We start from the raw sequence: 14675 nt of genomic DNA on the forward strand, positions 1-14675 counted from the left end.
CGGTGCCGGGGTGACGGGGGGAGACGGTGCCGCAGTGACGGGGAGAGCGGTGCCGGAGTGACGTGGGAGAGCGATGCCGGAGTGAAGGGGGAGAGCGGCGCCCGGAGTGAAGGGGGAGAGCGGCGCCCGGGGTGACGGGGGAGAGCGGCGCCCGGGGCGAAGGGGGAGAGCGGCGCCGGAATGAGGTGGAGTGGGAGCGAGGAAGTGGTCGGTGTACCTGGCCGGACCTGCTTTTGGGGTGCGGGGTCGGGCGTGTTGTGTAGGTATCGGTGCCGGTGAGGCCGATACTTACCGCGTGCTGCCAGCAAGCTGGACGATTGTCCAGTACGCTTCCGTGAACGATGCATTCAGCGTGGGCGACGGGCTCGCTACCGATCGGTAGCCGCTTGTGCCCCGGGACCGAAGGAGCGGCCGTGGCGGTTTCCCGGCGATCCATGCTGGCCGGTGCCGCGGCCGCCACATTCGCCGCGGGCGCGGCGGGCGGGAATCCCGCTGCGGCGCAACCGGTCTCCCACGCGGGTGACGGCCAGGGCTATCTGATCGGCTGCGGCATGGCCGATGTGACCGGCGCGGTCGCGGGCCAGGGCATGATGGGGTATTCGGAGCTGGACCAGGTGGCCACCGGATTGCTCATGCGCTGCTGGGCCCGCGCCTACATCGTGGTCGACCGGGCGACCGGTGACCGGGTGGTATTCGTCAACGCCGATATCGCCTGCCTGTTCCAGTCGGTCCACCTCGCGGTGCTGCGGCGACTGGCGCAGCGGTTCGGCACGCTCTACACCGAGCGCAATGTGAACCTCAACGCCACGCACAACCACAACTCCTGCGGCGGCACCGCGCGCGAGTACGCGTATTCCCTTGCCGCCTACGGCTTTCAGCAGAACTCGCACGACGCCGAGGTGAACGGGATCGTCGCGGCGATCGCGGCCGCGCACGAGCGGCTGGCGCCCGGCACCGTCCTACTGGGCCACGGCGAACTGCACGACGCCAGCGCCAATCGCTCGCGGGCGGCCTTCGAGCTGAACCCCGCCGACGACAGGGCGGAACTGCCCAACGCCATCGACCCGCAGGTGACGGTGCTGCGACTGCGCCAGGGCGGCAGGGACGTCGGCGCGATCACCTGGTTCGCCACCCACGGCACCTCGCTCACCGACCACAACACGCTGATCTCGGTCGACAACAAGGGCTACGCCAGCTACCGCTGGGAGCACGACGAGATGGGGGTGCGGCACCTGGACGGCCCGCCGAGCTTCGTGGCGGCGTTCGCGCAGACCAACGCGGGAGATATGACGCCCAATCTGAACCTCACGCCGTGGCATCCGTCCGGTCCGACCGACGACAACCGCGCCAACTGCGCGCTCATCGGCGAGCGCCAATATCGGGCCGGGCGTGCGGCTTTCGCGTCGGCGCGCCCGATGGGCAGCGGCGGCGTCGACGCCGTGCTGCGCTATGTGGACATGGGCGACACCGCGATCGACGGCGCCTACACCCCAGACGGCAAACCCGCCCGCACCTCCCCGGCGATGATGGGGACGGCGGCCGCGGCCACCAGTTCCGAGGACAACTGGAAGACCCAACTGCCCTTCCTGCGGGAGGGCGACACGAATCCGGTGGTGGGCGCGCTCGGCGGCGTGGACGCGCCGATCGAGCAGTGGATGCGGGATGCCCAGGCGCCCAAGATGATCGTCGCACCGCTGGGAATCCTGCCGCCGCGACCGTGGGTGCCGCTGGTGGTGCCGATCCAGATCATGCGCATCGGCGACCTGGTGCTCGCCTCCGGCCCCGCGGAGTACACCGTGGTGTCGGGACTGCGAATCCGGCGGATCGTCGCCGGGGCGCTGTCGGTACCGGTGGAGAACGTGCTGCTGCAGGGCTACGCCAACGGTTACAACGGATACGTGACCACGCCCGAGGAGTACGTCTCACAGCAGTACGAAGGCGGCGAGACGCTGTACGGCCGCTGGACGCTGTCGGCGTATATGCAGGAATTCGACCGTCTGGCACGGGCTTTGGCGGCGCGTGTCGACCTCGGCCGGGGCCCGGCGCCCTTGGACTGGACCTCCGGGGCGCAGCCGAACCTGCTGCCCGCGGTGCCTCCGGACGCACCCGCTCCCGGGCGGGCATTCGGTGACGTCCTGACCCAGCCGGAACCGAACTACGCAGCGGGACAGACCGTTTCGGTGAGGTTCGTCGGAGCCCAGCCCAACAACGATTTCCACACCGGCGGAACCTATTTCGAGGTGCGGCGCAGCGCGGGCGGTGGCTGGCGTCGGGAATTCGACGATAACGACTGGTGCACCGAACTGCACTGGGCCCGCCCGGACGGGCAGCCCGCGGGCTCGGTGGTCGAGATCCGGTGGACGGTGCCCGAGCACGCCGAATCCGGGCGCTACCGCATCGAGTACACCGGTGACAGCAGGGACGTGGACGGGCGCATCGCGCGGTTCACCGGTACCTCGGCCGAATTCACGGTCGGCTGAGACTGCCGTCCCGCAGCGCGCCGGTGGTGTCGAGGATCGCGCGCACCACCCGCCGCGGCGCGTCGATCATCGGCACGTGACCGGCGCCGCCGAGAATCTCGAACCGCGCCCGCGGCAGCCTGTCTCGTGCTACGGCGCCGTTCACGGAGATCGGCAACAGGCGGTCGGCGACCGCCCAGGCCAGCGTCACCGGGCACGGCAGCGGGTCCAGCGGCGCGATCTCGGATCCGGTGTCGAGCATGTCGCCGAGTATCGGGCAGGCCAGCAGATCGTCGGCGATGCCGAGGGCCTGGCGTGTGGTCAGCCGGTCGCCGTGCACGCAGATGTCACGAAACGCGGTGCGGCGCACGGCAGCCGAACGCAGGCCGAGCGGCGCGAGCGGGCGCGTGAGCCGGGTGATCGTCGCGAGTCGGGCGATGATCGATGTCCCGCCGCTGTGGTTGGCTTCGCCCGCGGTCCAGAAACCCGCGGGGGAGAGGGCGCAGACGCTGCGCGCCCGGCCACGACGCGCGAGTTCGATCGCCATCCACCCGCCGAGCGAGTTACCCGCGATGTGGGCGGTCTCCCAGCCCCGTTCGTCCATGCGTCGCTCGATGTCGTCGACGAGATCGCCGATGTCCACCGGGCGGTGCGGAGGGGGCGTCCCGCCGCGATGGCCGAGCAGCGTGGGTGCGATGACGTGATGGTGGCGAGCCAGGGCGGGGACGAGGCCGTCCCACACACGTCCGGACATGGCGACGCCGTGCAGCAGGATCAACGGTGATGCGCTCACGGGTCGATTCTCTCCCGCCGCCGCCCCGTCGTGCGGGCCGCCCCGGGACACGGGTCCTTGCGCGCTCCTGGAGCGACGTTCTAGAGTGATGCTCTAATGAGCACACCATCGACCCGTTCCGATGCGCGTGACGCCGTATTGTCCACGGCGGCGGAGCTTTTCGACGTCCGCGGCTACGCCACGGTGTCGATCGCGGAGCTGACCGCGGCGTCCGGGGTGAGCAACGGATCCCTCTATCACCACTTCGGCGCGAAGGACGGCGTCCTGGCGGTGCTGGTGGTGGACGCGCTCGCGGGCTTCCAGGCCGGTGTCCTCGAGACACTGGAGGCCCGAGCCGATGCGGCGTCGGCGGTCAAGGCCCTCGTGGCCTACGAACTGCGGTGGTACGAGGAGCAGTCGCGTGCGGCGCGTCTGGTGATCGCCCACCGCGACACCGTGGCCGCGAGCGCGCGCGGTCGCGAGCCGCTGCGTCGGATCAATCGGGAGTTCGGCCGTCGCCTGCGCGCCTGGCTCCGCGAACAGCAGATGTCCGGTGTGCTGTCCGAGGCCGTGGACCCGAATCTGCTGTACGCCATCGCCTTCGCGCCCGCGCACGAGACGGCGAAGCTGTGGCTCGCGGGGCGGGTCAGGAAGCGTCCCACCGGTTTCGCCGCGTCGCTCGGCGCGGCGGCGTGGGCAGGTTTGCAAGCCGTGTAACGAAAGGGAGTGCGCGCCATGACGATCGACGTCTGGGCTCAGCATCCGACCGCCGAATTCCTGGCGCAGGATATGTTCGCGGCGCTACGTCGCTGGACCGGCGGCACGATACCCACCGGGCCGATTCCGCTGTCGGTGACCCTCGACGCCATGGACGCCGGGGGAGTGGACCGGGCGCTCATCACCGCCTGGCACGCGCCGGAGGGTGCGCTGATCTCGAACGACGAGGTGGCGCGGTGCGTGTCGGCCGCGCCGGATCGGCTGGCGGGGATCGCCTCGGTCGACCTGCGCAGGCCCATGGAGGCCGTACGCGAGCTGCGCCGCCGGGTGCGCGACGAGGGTTTCAAGGGATTGCGGGTGCTGCCGTGGTTGTGGGAGACCCCGCCCACGGATCGGCGTTTCTACCCGCTGTTCGCCGAGTGCGTCGAACTCGGGGTCCCGTTCTGCACCCAGGTCGGGCACACCGGTCCGCTGCGGCCGTCGGAGACCGGGCGGCCGATACCGTATATCGACCGGGTGGCGCTGGACTTCCCGGAACTGACCATTGTGTGCGGGCACGTCGGCTACCCCTGGACGGAGGAGATGATCGCGGTCACGCGCAAACATGAGAATGTGGTGATCGACACCTCCGCCTACACCACCGAACGGCTACCGCCGGAACTGGTTTCGTATCTGCGGACGGGCACCGGCCGCCACCGGGTGCTGTTCGGGTCGAACTTCCCCATGATCACGCCGGGCCACGCCCTCGACGGGCTCGACCAGCTCGGCCTCGACGACGAGGTGCGGGCGCTGTATCTGGAAGGCAACGCGCGCAGGGTATTTCGCTTGTAGAGTCTGATCAGAGGCGCTCAGTACCGACGCCGCGACCAGACCTGCGTGGACACGCGAGCCAGCAGGCGGGCGGCGGGGTCGCCGACTGCCCGACCGTTCGCGAGCGGGCCTGTGTAGCAGACGGCCAGAGCGTACGGCGGGGCGTCGGGAGGGAAGACGAGCGCGCCGCTATGTCGTAGGCGGCGCCCCCAGCTGTTCTTGACGGCGATGCGGGCGCCCGCGGGCAGGCCGGCCGGCAGGTCGTCGCGAAAGGCGTTGCGCTCCAGCACCGTCAGCTCCTCGGGACGCAGCGCCAAGAGCAGCCGCGCCAGACCCGCGGCCGTCACCTGATTGGTGGCTCCGGCCTCGCGGGCGGGATCGTCTTCGGGCAGTCGGGTCATCCGGGCGCCGGACATGCCCATGTCGTGCCACATCCGGGTGACCCGCTCCAGGCCGATGCGTTCGACACAGAGATTGGCGGCGAGATTCGACGAGTGCGTGATCATCCGCTCGGCCAGCCAGCGCACCGTCGCCCGGCCGCCGATGCGCCGCCACGGAATCGGATCGCTGTCGTCGTCCGGGCGGATGTGAAACCACCGCCCCGGGACCCGCGAGGCGAACCGATCGTGCACGGGCACCGCGACATCGAGGTCCGTACCGCTGCGATACAACGCCGCCAGCACCGCCGCCTTCACCGTGCTCGCCGCATCGTGGGTGGCGTCGGCATTGATCGCGTAGAACGGATCCTGGCCGTGCCGGACTGCGCAGATCGACAGCATGCTCACAGCCTATCGACGGCCGCGGTGAGGTTCTTTACGAATTGCCGCATTCCGGACAAATATACGATTCCACGCTCGCCCGCAGTGCAGCCTCGAGATGGCTCGCCATGGCCCGCCCGGCGGCGTGCGGGGGTTCGGCGGAGTTCCTCATGGCGGAGGTCGGTCAGAAGTAGTGGCGTCGGCCCCCGACGGGGCGGCCGACCCCACCCAGCAGCACCAGCACCGCGCCCACGACGGCCAGGACGATGCCGATGGTGGTGAGGATCGGGATGCTCAGCAGGTATCCCGCGATGATCAGCAGGATTCCGAGGATGATCATGGTTCCACCTGTTCTGTCAGCCGTGTGATCGGGCGTGCGGGCTGGTGTGCGGGGTGCCCGCGGTCGGCGGCCGCCGGAACAGCCGTGCCAACGACCGGGCGGGACGCTCGGAGGCCGATCGGCGCATCGGTTCGGTGCCGCGCGGGGCGGCGGCGTCGCGGCGTGATCGGCGAAGCTCCTTGCGCACCTTGGCATTACGCCGGGCGGCGGTGAGCGCGCCGGACAGTGCCAGTGCGAGGCCGAGCATTCCGGCCGCGCCGACAGCGGCCCCGGCCGCGAAGAGTTCGCCCTGCGAGCCCGCGAACGATTGGTCGAACACGGTGAACTCGGGCGACAGCAGATGACCGTCGCCGAGATTGGCGGATACCGCGGCGACGCCGATGGCGACCGCGGCGATGAGCACGATCAGTCCGATGAGAACAATCATGACAATCCCAAACGTTGTCGGATGGTGTGTTGTGGCAATGCCCCCGGCGATGCGGTTCAAACGGCTTGGCGGGGACCGCGAGTCGGGAGCGAGACGCCGGACGTCCTCCGCGAGTTCGGGATTGCCGCGCGGTGACGCCCGGGCGGCCGACCCGAAACCGTATGCCTATACGGTGAAAGGGTGCCGAGGAACCCATTGCCCGTCGTGGGGCGCGCCATCGCACGCCGCCCAGCGGTGATGCGGGCCGCGCCCGCCGTCGCCGTCGTGGAACGCATCGTGCGCAGGCTCAGCCGCGGACGTCGCGGCGTGCTGGACCTGGCCGGACTGCCCTCGATCGAGCTGACCGTGCCGGGGCGCAAGACCGGCCTGCCGCGCACGGTCTCGCTGCTGTACGTCCCCGACGGGCCCGGCAGCTATCTCCTGGTCGGATCGAACTGGGGACGCCCTGAACATCCGGCCTGGTCGGCCAACCTCGCCGCCGCCGACCACGCCGAAATCCACAGTGGCGGAGAACGTTTCAAGGTTCACGTGCGCCGCCTCACCGGCTCGGAACGCGACCGCGCCTGGCACCGCGCGGTCGCCTACTGGCCCGGCTACACCATGGAACAGCGCCTGGCCACCGGCCGCCCCTTCCGCCTCTTCGAACTCACCCGCGTCTAGTCGCGATTCCCGCACCCCGTGGCCCTTCCCGCACGCTTTCCATCACTTGCGACGGGTGCGGGAACGGGCGACGGGTGCGGGAATCGCGCGTTAACGGCGGCGGAGGAAGCGGCGGCGGGGGGAGCGGTGGGCCTCGGCGCGGTGCGCCAGGTCGGTGCTGCGTTCCTTGGCGCGGTCGGCCAGGTCGGCGGCGCGTTCGGAGGCTTCGGCGGCGAGGGTCCAGGCGCGGTCGCGGTTGGCGTCCGCGAGTTCTCGGCTGCGCTGACGGGCGCGGCGGGCCAGCTTGCGACTGCGGCGCCGGGTGCGGGCGGTGAGATCCGCGCCCTGCTCCTGGGCCGCCCCGGCCCACTCGGAACCGCGATCCTGTGCCACTTCCAATAGTTCGGAACCGCGATCCTGCGCGGTCTCCAGCAGTTCGGCGCCGCGTTTGCGCGCGGTCTCCGCGAGGTGCTGGCCCCGATGCCGACCGGCGGCGGCGAGTTCGGCCCGGCGCCGTTCGGCGTGACCGCCCCGGCGCTGCGCGGTCCGCGTCAGTTCGGCCCGGCGCCGTTCGGCTTTCGCGGCCCAGTCCGTGCCGCCGCCCCGCGTCCGAGTCCGATTCAGCCGGCCGCCCCCGCGGCGCGCCGCCGCGGCCAGCTCATTCCCGTGTTCCCTTGCGAGATCGGCATATTCGCCGCCTCGATGCTGCGCCGTCTCCGCGAGATCGGCCCCGCGGCGCTTGGCCCGCTCGGCCCACTCACCCCCGCGCTGCGCCGCCGTTTCGGCCACTGCGCCACCGCGGTGCTTCGTTCGTTCGGCGAGTTCCTCGGCGCGATGCTGCGCGGTCTCGACGGCATCCGCGCCGAGGTGCCTGGCCTTCTCGGCCCAGTCGGCGCCGCGGTGCTCTGCCGCCTCGGCTAGTTCGCTGCCACGGTGCCTGGCGCGGTCGGCCAGTCTCTCGGTGCGATGCTGGGCGGCCGCGGCCAGTTCCGCTCCGTGCTGCTGGGCCGTCTGCGCCAGTTCGGCGGCGCGGTGCTGGGCCGTCTCCGCGAGGTCCGTGCCGCGGTCCTGGGCGGCTTCGGCGGTCCTGGCGGCGGCGGCCAGGGCCAGGTCGCGGCCGTGGACGGCCTGCTGCTGCAGGCGGTCTCGCCATGCCTCGCCGGAGCCGAGTGGTAGGGCGGTGGCGGCGCGGTGGGCGGCGCGGCGGCCGCGCCAGCCGAGCGACGGCCTGCCCTCGGTGTCGGCCGCGGCGATCATCAGCCCGCCCAGCAGCCCGAGGTCCTTGAGGAACGCGACGCGCTTGGTGGCGCGGCGGTCCGGATCGGACTCGTTCCAGAAATCCTGTTCGGTCGCGGTGGCGGGGATGACCGTCGCCGCCAGCACCAGCGCGGACAGCCGCGGCACCCGGCCGATCGCCAGCAGCACTCCGGCCCCGACCTGGGCCGCGGCATTGACGCGCACCATCTGTCCCGGATCGCCGGGCAGCTTCGCGGCCAGCTGTGGTGACAGTTTCTGCTCGCCGCGCGCCACCAGTGTCGCCGCGACCTTGGTTCGCGGCTCGGGGTGCATCAGCGTATCGACCCCGTCGACGACGAAGGTGGTGGCCAACAGCGGGCGGGCGAGTCGGCGAATGATCATGACGAGAACCCTTTCCTCGAGACTGTTCCGGCGGGTTCCCGCAGTTGGGCCGGTCAAACGCGGACGGGCCGGTGGAAACTCGCCGCGGTCGGGCTCAGGGCACGACGGTGACCGGCCAGCGCCCGGCCTTCACCAGCCGCACCGCGACCGAGCCCACGAGCCGGTGCCCCGCCTTCTCCGATGCTCCGACTACCACTGCGTCCGCCTTGAGTTCGTCTGCCGCACTGGCCAATCCGGTATACGGGTCGCCGCGCCGGGTGAGAAATTTCCAGCGCGTCGCGTAGACGTCGCGGACGCGTTCGGCGTGCTCCTGAATCTGCCGGGCCAGATCGTCGGCCATCTCCGCGGTGACGCCCTGCACATCGGCGCCGTAGGCGCCCGCCATCGCCATCCACGGTTGCACGTAAACCATTGCCAGCAGCGCGCTCTGGCGCCGTGCGAGACCGGCGGCATAGGCGGCGGCGCGCCACGAGGCGTCGGATCCGTCGATGCCGACCATGATCACATCGGGTCCGTCGGTGCCCAGTTCGAAGCCGGACGCCGCGCTGGGCGCCCACTCCGGTGTCTTCTCCTCCGCCACCCTGTCGAGCCTAGAGGAGGCCGGCGCCCGGCCCCAGACCTGATCGCGGCGGTGCGTCACGGTCCTGAACCCGCCGGTAGCCGAGCGTGCCCCGGCTCGGCGGGGCTAGTGTCGGGCGCATGGTCGACAAGCGATCAATCGTCGTGATGGGCGTGTCAGGCGCCGGTAAGACGACCGTCGGCGGGCGCTTGGCCGCGGCGCTGGGCGTCGAGTACGCCGACGGCGACGAATTCCACCCGGCGGCCAACGTCGCCAAGATGTCGGCGGGGATCCCGCTCGACGATGACGATCGGTGGCCCTGGCTCGATGCGGTCGGCGCCTGGCTGGCACGGCACGTCGGCGGCGTGACGGGCTGTTCGGCGCTGAAACACGTGTACAGGGACCGGCTGCGAGCCGCGGCTCCCGGCGTGTTCTTCGTCGACCTGGAGGTGCCGCGTGCGGAGTTGGAGCGTCGGTTGACCACGCGGAGTGGGCATTTCATGCGGGTCCAGATGCTGGATTCGCAACTGGCCATCCGGCAGCCGCTGGGCCCCGACGAGGACGGGATGACCGTCGACGGATGCGCCGACATGGCGGACCTGGTGCACCAGGTGCTGACGGCCTTGGATCAGCAGGAATAACCGGCTCGCTCAGTGCTCGAGCTTGCGCAGCAGGTCCCGCAGGCTGCACAGGTCGGTGGGGGAGAGGGTGCTCAGGGACTCCGGTGCGGGATCCGGCGTCGCCAGGGCGGTGGCCAGGACCGCGCGCCCGGCATCGGTGATCGACACCAGCTTCGAGCGGCGGTCCGCCGGATCGATCTCGCGCACCACCAGGCCGCGCTCCTCGAGGTCGTTGACATTGACGGTGGTCGCGGGCGCGTCCATGGTGGCGGCGTGCGCCAGCTCCTTCACCGTCATCGGCCCCTGGCGCAACCGGCGCAGCACCCGAATCCTGCTGAACGGCATGCCGGTTCGCGCGACGACCGCCCGCTTCCACTGATCGCGCGTCTCCCACGCGATGTGGGTGAGCAGCCGCCAGACCTCGTCGGCGGTCGGTGCGTCCGGCGGGTGGCTATCCGACACTGGCGAGGACCTTCTGTTCGAGCAATGGGGCGACCCGGTCGCGGGACCGCTCGGCCCACGCGGTGTTGGCGGCGACGCCGAGGACGGCGATGCTCGCGGCGAGCGCGGCCAGCACCCACCACAGGCTCGCGCCGGTCAGCAGGCCACCCAATGCCACACCGATGCTGACGCCGACCTGGCGACTGGTGGAGGCCAGCGCCGCGGCGGCCCCCGCGCGGTCGGTCGGCATCCCGCTCACGGCCGCGGTGGTGATGGGCGCGTTCACCATGCCGAACCCGATGCCGAACACCGCGAACATGATGATCAGCTCCCATACGGCGGTGTCGGCGCGCAGGCCCGTCAGCAGGATCGCGGCGGCCGTCATGAACGTCCCGGCCGCGAGCAGGGAGGGCCGCGTGCCGTACCGCCCGACCAGCCGTCCCGACAGCGGCGAGAAGATCAGCATGCCGATCGCCATCGGCAGGTACAGCAGCCCGGTGTGCACCGCCGAATAGTGCCGCGTGTCCTGCAGATACAGTGACGCGCTGAACAGGAAGGCGCCCAGCCCGGCGAACGCGCACACCGCGATCACAGTGGCCGAGCTGAACGGCACGCTGTGGAAGAACCGCAGATCGATGAACGGCGACGGATGCCGCCACTCGTGGAATACGAACGCCGCCAGGGCGACCGCCGTCACCGCGAACACCAGCGGCTGCCGCTCGATCAGCCCGAAGACGAGCGTGAACATGACGACGATGGCCAGTGCCTGCCCGACCCCGTCGATCCCGCGCATCGTGCGCGATTTCGTCTCCGGCACGAAGATCGTGGTCAGCACGAACGCGATCGCGCAGATCGGAAGGTTGATCCAGAACACCGACTGCCAGCCCAGCGTATCGATCAATCCGCCGCCGACCATCGGGCCGAGCGCGGTCGAGATGCCGACGACCGCGCCCCACACCCCGATCGCGCGGGCCCGCTCGACCCGGCCGGTGAAGACGGTGGTGATGATCGACATCGCCACCGGGTTGAGCATGGACCCGCCGAGCGCCTGCACGAATCGCGCCCCGATCAGCACCTCGATGCTGGGCGCCAGGCTGCACAGCAGCGATCCGGCGGCGAAGGTGGCCAGCCCGATGCGGAACACCCGCTTGCGCCCGAACCGGTCCGCGGCCGCGCCCGACAGCATCAGCAGGCTGGCGAGGGTGAGGGTGTAGATGTCGACGATCCACTGCAGCCGCGACAGCGAGGCGTCCATATCGAGGCGAATGGTGGGGATCGCGACGTTGACGATCGTCGCGTCCATGGACGAGATCAGCAGGCTCAGGCAACACGTCACCAGCACGATGGTCTTCCGGCGTGCGCTCAACCCCGCGGTAGTTGTAAGCACACAATGATTGTGGATTTACAACTATCTTCTGACAACCCCCGCGCCTGTGCGGTGAGTCACGATGGCGGCAAAACACCGTTAACAAGGTCGCGGTAGCGTGCCGGTCATGACGACCGACCGCAATACGGCGGCGCCGAGCGCGCCACCTCTCGCGACCGCGGGTGAGGAAGAGGGCTACAAGCGTGGCCTGAACCCGCGCACTATCCAGATGATCGCTATCGGCGGCGCGATCGGCACCGGCTTGTTCTACGGCGCGGGCGGCGCCATCGAGCAGGCGGGGCCCGCGCTGATCCTGTGCTACCTGGCCGCCGGGCTCGCGATCTTCGTGATCATGCGGGCGCTCGGCGAGTTGCTGACCTACCGCCCGGTGTCGGGCAGCTTCGCCGAGTACGCCAACGAATTCCTGGGCCGCTTCGCCGGTTTCGTGACCGGGTGGACCTATTGGGCGGTGTGGGTGGCGACCTGCATGGCCGAGATCACCGTGGCGGGCAAGTACGTGAAGTACTGGTTCGCGGTGCCGGAGTGGTTGACGGCGCTGGTGGTGCTCGGTGTCCTGTTCGCGGCGAACTTGATCTCGGTGAGGATCTTCGGTGAGGGCGAGTTCTGGTTCTCCGCGATCAAGGTGACCGCGATCGTGGCCATGATCGCGATCGGAATCGGCGTGCTGGCCTTCGGATTCGGGCACACCGACCACTCCACCGTCACCAACCTGTGGGAGCACGGCGGGGTGTTCCCGAACGGGTTCGGGCAGGCGATGCTGGCATTGCAGATCGTGGTGTTCGCCTATGTGGGTGTGGAATTGGTGGGCGTGACCGCGGGCGAGGCCGAGAACCCTCGCAAGACCTTGCGGAAGGCGATCAACACCCTGCCGTTGCGCATCGGCCTGTTCTATGTGGGCGCGCTGATCATCATCATGTCGGTGGTGAGCTGGACCGAATTCCGCGAGGGCCGTAGTCCGTTCGTGGAGGTGTTCGCGCAGATCGGCATTCCGGGCGCGGCCGGTCTGATCAACTTCGTGCTGCTGACCGCGGCGTTGTCGTCGTGCAATTCCGGCATCTACTCCACCGGGCGGATGCTGCGCAGCCTGTCGCTGCGCGAGGAGGCCCCCGCGTCGCTGTCGGGTCTGAGTAAACGGCAGGTACCCTACGCCGGGATCGTGGTGTCGGCGGCGATGATGGTGATCGGCGTGATCGTGAACGTGATCTCCCCGGACAAGGCGTTCGCCTACATCACCTCGGTATCCACCATGGGCATCATCTTCGTGTGGGGCATGATCCTGGTCTGCCACTTCCTGTATCGGGCCAAAGTCCGGCGCGGGGAACTTCCGGCCAGCGACTACCGGCTGCCCGGCGCACCGGTCACGACCGCGCTCGCCCTCGGGCTCCTCGGCTTGGTCGTGGTACTGCTGTTCTTCACCGACAGCGGCCGCACCGCGCTCATCGTCGGCGCGGTCTGGGCGGTGCTCGTCTGCGTGGGATACCCGATCGTGAACAAGCTCGTGCACCGTCGCGACACGGCAAGCGCCGCCTGATAACGCAATTGGACGCAGCGGTGGCCGGTGGCGATTCAGCCTCCGGCCACCGTCGCACCCAGGGCCAGGAAGGCCAGGGTCACCGTCATCAGGAACCAGCCCGCTCCCTGCCAGATCGGCCAGGCGCGGTGCTGTTTCCACACGTGGTACGTGGCGATGAAGGCGCCCACCGTCCCTATCGTCAAGACCGTGCCGGGCGCCGCGAGAATCGTTGCGCGGGAGGCGGTATCGCAGAAGTTGCTCGCCGCGGCCGCGCATGCTTCACGGCGACCGGCCCAGATCGAGACCGCCGCGCCGACCAGCACGGCGATCGCGAGCACGCCGGCGACGTAGGCGGCGGCCCGGCGGAACATGTCGGGGTCGTGCCAGCGCTTCTCGACGTCGTCGATCATCGGTATCACCTCCTCACCGCTTGGTGATACCCCGCGCGGGGCGACACATCCACGATTCTCCGGTGACGAATCTCTATGCGTATACGTATACTGTTCCCATGTTCGATCCCCTCAGCCTCGCCGTCGGCGGCGGGCTGCTCGCTGTCGGCTGGGCCTGCGGCCGGATAACTCGCGGCAGGCGCCCGGCCAATTCGTCCGCACGCTGCGGGTGCGGTCATGATCTGGCGCTGCACGACCGGGAGTCCGGCAACTGCCATGCCGAGATATTCCGCAAGACCGGGCACGGGCTGCGCGCGTGGGTCGGCTGCAACTGTCGGCGCTACACCGGGCCGACGCCGCTCGAGGAGGTTTTCACGCCACCGCTGCTGCCGCCGACGTCCTGACCGGCTCACCGGCGGCCGCGAGCGAGCGCCGCCCCGATGCCGTCGAGAACGATATCCAGCCCGAAGCGGAAATCCGCGGCCGCCATGTCGTGGTCCGGCTCGACCGACTCCGGAAAAGGGTTGGCGGCGAACAGTTTCGCGGCCTCCGGAAAGCGTTCCGCATCGATCAGCCGGGCGAGTGCGGCGCCGTACTCGTGCTCGACGTCGGCCTGCTCGCGCCCGCCGCGGGACGCCAGCATCTGCTGCTCGGTCAGGCAGGCCTGGCGCACGTATCCGCCGAGCGGCATCAGCAGGCCGAGCTTGGTGGACCCGTCCAGATCGGCGCCGCGCAGCGCGCGCAGCTGCACCTCCATCCAGCCGATCATGTTGGGGCCCTGCGGCGGTCCGGAGATCGGCACGTGCAACAGCCAGCCGCGGCGGGTGTAGCGCTCACGCAGGGCGAGCGCGCATTCGGTGAGTGCGGCCCGCCACTGCCGGGGCGTGCGGCGGATATCGGGGGGCGCGCCGATGGCCTCGTCGGCCATCAGCTCCAGTAGCTGCTCCTTCGAGCCGACGTGACGGTAGAGCGCCATCTTGGTGAAACCCAGTGTCTGCGCGACCTTTTCGAGCGTCACGGCCGTGAGCCCGCTGCGGTCGGCCAGGTCGATCGCGGCCGTGACGACCTGATCCACATCCAGGACCGGCGGGCGCCCCTGGCGCTGCGGCGCGGGCAGGCGCCACAGTCGCGCCAGTTCGGCCGGGACCGCCTGCTCGCTCACCGCTGATCTCCTCGCATCGAAATCCATCTTGGCAGCTACCGCGT

General features: G+C 70.1%; 17 protein-coding genes. 7 read left to right on the forward strand and 10 right to left on the reverse strand.

Annotated elements, in window-relative coordinates:
- The first annotated feature begins 413 nt into the window (after nt 1-413).
- A complete protein-coding gene (locus ACYVLQ_RS27145; protein ID WP_460700363.1) occupies nt 414-2480 on the forward strand; it encodes a neutral/alkaline ceramidase in 2067 nt (688 codons plus the stop codon).
- Here ACYVLQ_RS27145 and ACYVLQ_RS27150 read toward each other — a convergent pair.
- Nucleotides 2467-3252 (reverse strand): alpha/beta fold hydrolase, encoded by a 786-nt coding sequence (locus ACYVLQ_RS27150; protein ID WP_460700364.1) that lies wholly within the window; start codon nt 3250-3252, stop codon nt 2467-2469. The genes ACYVLQ_RS27145 and ACYVLQ_RS27150 overlap by 14 nt on opposite strands.
- Before the next feature lie 96 nt (nt 3253-3348).
- Between ACYVLQ_RS27150 and ACYVLQ_RS27155 the strand changes: the two genes are divergently transcribed.
- Nucleotides 3349-3948, forward strand: coding sequence for a TetR/AcrR family transcriptional regulator (locus tag ACYVLQ_RS27155; RefSeq protein ID WP_460700365.1), 600 nt, complete (start codon nt 3349-3351; stop codon nt 3946-3948).
- Nucleotides 3949-3966: 18 nt separating this feature from the next.
- Nucleotides 3967-4779: an amidohydrolase family protein gene (locus ACYVLQ_RS27160; protein WP_460700366.1), complete on the forward strand. Its 813-nt coding sequence runs from the start codon at nt 3967-3969 to the stop codon at nt 4777-4779.
- Between the two features lie 17 nt (nt 4780-4796).
- Here ACYVLQ_RS27160 and ACYVLQ_RS27165 read toward each other — a convergent pair whose 3' ends face one another.
- From ACYVLQ_RS27165 to ACYVLQ_RS27175, 3 genes are all read right to left on the reverse strand, one after another.
- Nucleotides 4797-5537, reverse strand: coding sequence for a serine hydrolase (locus ACYVLQ_RS27165; RefSeq protein WP_460700367.1), 741 nt, complete (start codon nt 5535-5537; stop codon nt 4797-4799).
- Between the two features lie 163 nt (nt 5538-5700).
- Nucleotides 5701-5856 (reverse strand): DUF6131 family protein, encoded by a 156-nt coding sequence (locus ACYVLQ_RS27170; protein WP_460700368.1) that lies wholly within the window; start codon nt 5854-5856, stop codon nt 5701-5703.
- A gap of 16 nt (nt 5857-5872) precedes the next feature.
- The gene (locus tag ACYVLQ_RS27175; protein ID WP_460700369.1) at nt 5873-6283 is read right to left on the reverse strand and encodes a hypothetical protein; all 411 of its coding nucleotides are present in this window, start codon (nt 6281-6283) and stop codon (nt 5873-5875) included.
- A gap of 180 nt (nt 6284-6463) precedes the next feature.
- On the opposite strand from ACYVLQ_RS27175, the gene ACYVLQ_RS27180 reads away from it, so the two are divergent.
- A complete protein-coding gene (locus tag ACYVLQ_RS27180) occupies nt 6464-6943 on the forward strand; it encodes a nitroreductase family deazaflavin-dependent oxidoreductase (RefSeq protein ID WP_460700370.1) in 480 nt (159 codons plus the stop codon).
- 90 nt (nt 6944-7033) lie between these two features.
- Here the strand turns inward: ACYVLQ_RS27180 and ACYVLQ_RS27185 are convergent, their stop codons facing one another.
- Together ACYVLQ_RS27185 and ACYVLQ_RS27190 are read right to left on the reverse strand one after the other, a co-directional pair.
- On the reverse strand, nt 7034-8560 hold the full coding sequence (locus ACYVLQ_RS27185) for a DoxX family membrane protein (RefSeq protein ID WP_460700371.1): 1527 nt from the start codon (nt 8558-8560) through the stop codon (nt 7034-7036).
- Nucleotides 8561-8654: 94 nt separating this feature from the next.
- The gene (locus ACYVLQ_RS27190; RefSeq protein WP_460700372.1) at nt 8655-9140 is read right to left on the reverse strand and encodes a universal stress protein; all 486 of its coding nucleotides are present in this window, start codon (nt 9138-9140) and stop codon (nt 8655-8657) included.
- A 119-nt stretch (nt 9141-9259) separates the two neighbouring features.
- Here ACYVLQ_RS27190 and ACYVLQ_RS27195 point away from each other — a divergent pair, with 119 nt between their 5' ends.
- On the forward strand, nt 9260-9760 hold the full coding sequence (locus tag ACYVLQ_RS27195) for a gluconokinase (protein WP_460700373.1): 501 nt from the start codon (nt 9260-9262) through the stop codon (nt 9758-9760).
- Between the two features lie 9 nt (nt 9761-9769).
- On the opposite strand, the gene ACYVLQ_RS27200 is transcribed toward ACYVLQ_RS27195, so the two are convergent.
- Both ACYVLQ_RS27200 and ACYVLQ_RS27205 read right to left on the reverse strand, forming a co-directional pair.
- Nucleotides 9770-10201, reverse strand: a complete 432-nt coding sequence (locus tag ACYVLQ_RS27200) for a MarR family winged helix-turn-helix transcriptional regulator (protein WP_460700374.1) — start codon at nt 10199-10201, stop codon at nt 9770-9772.
- Nucleotides 10191-11567, reverse strand: coding sequence for an MFS transporter (locus ACYVLQ_RS27205; RefSeq protein ID WP_460700375.1), 1377 nt, complete (start codon nt 11565-11567; stop codon nt 10191-10193). Before ACYVLQ_RS27205 ends, ACYVLQ_RS27200 begins: the two co-directional genes overlap by 11 nt.
- A gap of 106 nt (nt 11568-11673) precedes the next feature.
- On the opposite strand from ACYVLQ_RS27205, the gene ACYVLQ_RS27210 reads away from it, so the two are divergent.
- Nucleotides 11674-13098, forward strand: coding sequence for an amino acid permease (locus tag ACYVLQ_RS27210; RefSeq protein WP_460700376.1), 1425 nt, complete (start codon nt 11674-11676; stop codon nt 13096-13098).
- Nucleotides 13099-13133: 35 nt separating this feature from the next.
- On the opposite strand, the gene ACYVLQ_RS27215 is transcribed toward ACYVLQ_RS27210, so the two are convergent.
- On the reverse strand, nt 13134-13490 hold the full coding sequence (locus tag ACYVLQ_RS27215; protein ID WP_460700377.1) for a hypothetical protein: 357 nt from the start codon (nt 13488-13490) through the stop codon (nt 13134-13136).
- A 98-nt stretch (nt 13491-13588) separates the two neighbouring features.
- Between ACYVLQ_RS27215 and ACYVLQ_RS27220 the strand changes: the two genes are divergently transcribed.
- Nucleotides 13589-13873, forward strand: coding sequence for a hypothetical protein (locus tag ACYVLQ_RS27220; RefSeq protein WP_460700378.1), 285 nt, complete (start codon nt 13589-13591; stop codon nt 13871-13873).
- 5 nt (nt 13874-13878) lie between these two features.
- Here the strand turns inward: ACYVLQ_RS27220 and ACYVLQ_RS27225 are convergent, their stop codons facing one another.
- A complete protein-coding gene (locus ACYVLQ_RS27225; RefSeq protein ID WP_460700379.1) occupies nt 13879-14631 on the reverse strand; it encodes a TetR/AcrR family transcriptional regulator in 753 nt (250 codons plus the stop codon).
- Nucleotides 14632-14675: the final 44 nt, after the last annotated feature.

Source organism: Nocardia thraciensis (genome assembly GCF_054782435.1).